Source organism: Methylobacterium sp. J-092, assembly GCF_022829325.1.
Lineage (GTDB): Bacteria > Pseudomonadota > Alphaproteobacteria > Rhizobiales > Beijerinckiaceae > Methylobacterium.
This window is the reverse complement of record NZ_JAKSXU010000092.1, coordinates 1-2,655: the sequence shown is the minus strand read 5'-3', so window position 1 is coordinate 2,655 and position 2,655 is coordinate 1. Positions and strand designations below refer to the sequence as shown.

The following is a 2,655-nucleotide window of genomic DNA, read 5'->3' as shown; positions in this document are numbered from 1 at the left end:
CATCGCTCGATCAATGGAAGCCGTTATCAGCCGTTCTGGCGATACCGGATACCGCATCGGCGGCGAGGAGTTTGCTGTCATCCTCCCAGATACGGGCGAAGAGGGTGCCAAGATCGTTGCCAGCCGTATCCAAGAAGCTGTAATGGGCTGGAAGCTCCCTCATGCGACTAGCACGCATAGGGTGCTTACCGTGAGCTGCGGGTTGGCTCAGATCCCTGAAACCATCGCTATAGAACCGGCGGAGCTGTTTCGTGCTGCGGACGCTGCGCTCTACGAAGCCAAGAGATCGGGCCGCAACTGCGTTCGAGTTTCAGGTCCAGCGAGCCCTGATCTACGCTTGGTTGTGGCCTGAAGGTAATAGCTTCACATCTCCTCCATCTTCTTCAAGCGCAATCCCAGCGAAGGCTTGCAACGTTTCGGCTTCGGTCATGCCTTTCGGTGCTGGCGCAGCCATCGCGTCGCTTCCTCCAGCGTGTCGAAGATCGGCGCCGAGACCCCGAAGAGCCGTCCGAAGGCCGCCTCCACGAACCAGCCAGGACCCACCTCGTGTTTGCCGTGGTCGCCTCCGAGGTGAAGGCGCTGGCCGAGCAGACGGCCAAGGCAACCGATCAGATCCGCGGGCAGATCCAGGCGACGCAGGCGGCTACGCGCGAGGCCGTGGACGCCATCGGCTCGATCCAGGCGACGATCCGCTCACTCGACGAAGTATCGGGCGCCATTGCCGCTGCAGTCGAGGAACAGTCCGCAGTCACGCGAGAGATGTCGGGCAGCATGCAGACGGCCGCGCACGGCGTGACGACGATCGCCAGCAGCATGGAGGACATCGCCCGGGCGAGCGAGCAGGTCGATGTTGCGACCCGGCAGGTGCGCCAAGCCTCGCAAGCAGTCGCGTGACCCCACAAAGATACGAGAGGATCATGTGAGCGCGACCGTCATTCCTCTCCAGCGTAGGTCCAAGAATATTTTTTCGCCCGGAAAGTTTGTGGCGTGCCGCCTAAAGATGACGGGCGAGCGAGGTGTAATTGTTTTTTGATAAACAATATATTTATTTTACGGAGATAAGCAAAAAAATTTGGTATTTCTATCGGATAAAAAATCAACATGCAGAATATATATGTAGCATGGCAAGGGATACATGTTTACATCAAAGTAGTACTTGGATTTATGTGTTTTTGGTTTGGCGATGGCGCAGAGCACGTTTCGAGCTCAAAAAGCTACGTAGTTTGCAGCCGGGGCAACGTACTGATCCTCGTTCGACGGCAGGGACGCGCCTCATGACTTATCGGACGGACTCTTACGCAATCTCACCGCGCTAGGAACGTGCCTCGTATGTCGGTCGAGTCGAACTGGACCTCAGCTGCTGCAGAGTAGATGTGCCTAAGGACGGGTGTGCTGGAAGCAACGCGGGTCTCTCACTAACGCCGAGCCGTCACCATCGAACGTGGCCGCTCGATCCTGAAACATCACGCCGCCGTGAACACAGCGTCGCCCCAATTACAGTTCCAGTAGGAAACCGAGTCACCCGTACGTGGCGACACGGACCCGTCGTATCACGCGACAGCCTCGTCCGCGCGTTCGGTCACAACCACGATCGAGACTGAGGTGGTGCTATGCTGTTCATCTGGTCAGGCTGGGGGATCTTAGCCGTGCCCGTGATTGTGGGCACCGCCGTTGTCGTCGGGGCGCTGGGTGGTCTCGCGTTACGGGCTGTCGGCCATCCTGATCTGGTGTTTCTTGCCGTCAGCCTCGGCCTTTTCGCCGCGGCGGCCGCCAATTGGCTGGTTGGCCGACGCCTCAATGGCGTGCCGCCACGCGAACTCGTCGACCCGGCCACGAACCAACGCGTCCTGTTACGCCGACGCCACGCGCTATTCTGGGTGCCGATGCAGTACTGGTCCCTACCCGTAGCGCTCACCGCCTTCGTGCCTTTGCTCGCCCTACGCAATCTCTGAATGCTGCGATCTGCGGACCGTACCATACCTAAGGATCGAAGCATGACGATCGTCGGTGGGATGCCTGGACTGCGCTATGGCCTTGCCGTCGCTTGGCTCGCCGTCGCACTGGCCACGCCGACTATGGCTGTGACCCCGGTTACACCGGTCGACGTCGAGAGCTGCGACGCGTTCCTGGCTGCCTACGCGCAGTGCGCAGCTAGCCCTGGCGTACCGGAAACCGTTCGCCCGAACATCCGGCAAGGCATCAACACGCTGCGGGATAGCTTCCGCGAGGCGGTTGCTCGCAACGAGGCCGCTCGCCCGATCGTCGCTTACCAGTGCGCCCAGGCGCACGAGGCTGTGCGAAAGAGCATGGTCGACGCCTTCAAGTGCGATTTCCCCGTGTTGCCACCAGCCTCCCAGGCGCTGCTGCAGACCCCACCAACGGCAACGGCCGGACGAGCACCAGCCCAAGCGCCCGTCCGGGCTGCGCCGCCCCCGCCAAGCCCAGAGGCGCAGGAGCAAGCCAAAGTGAACGCCTACACTGAGGCGCAGAACCACCTCGTGCGCTCCCATCCTTTGGAGCGCCAGCTTGCCGCGTACCGACGCGACAACGAACGCGTGCTCAAGCTCGGCACGAAGCTCGGGGCCAATGCGTGGTACCACTTCGGCATCGTCGATTTCGATGGGGTGATCGACGAGTTGGAAAAAGCGACGGCCC

Annotated in this window: 2 protein-coding genes and 2 pseudogenes; all 4 read left to right on the top strand. The window is 60.8% G+C overall.

Annotated features, from left to right (window positions below; genetic code table 11):
• The coding region (locus MKK60_RS10110) for a GGDEF domain-containing protein (RefSeq protein ID WP_243985476.1) at positions 1-352 on the top strand (352 nt) is incomplete at its 5' end.
• A 197-nt stretch (positions 353-549) separates the two neighbouring features.
• Positions 550-894, top strand: a pseudogene (locus tag MKK60_RS10105) (chemotaxis protein); the annotation flags it as partial.
• A 716-nt stretch (positions 895-1,610) separates the two neighbouring features.
• Positions 1,611-1,952 (top strand): hypothetical protein, encoded by a 342-nt coding sequence (locus MKK60_RS10100; protein WP_243985475.1) that lies wholly within the window; start codon positions 1,611-1,613, stop codon positions 1,950-1,952.
• A gap of 42 nt (positions 1,953-1,994) precedes the next feature.
• Positions 1,995-2,655, top strand: a pseudogene (locus tag MKK60_RS10095) (hypothetical protein); the annotation flags it as partial.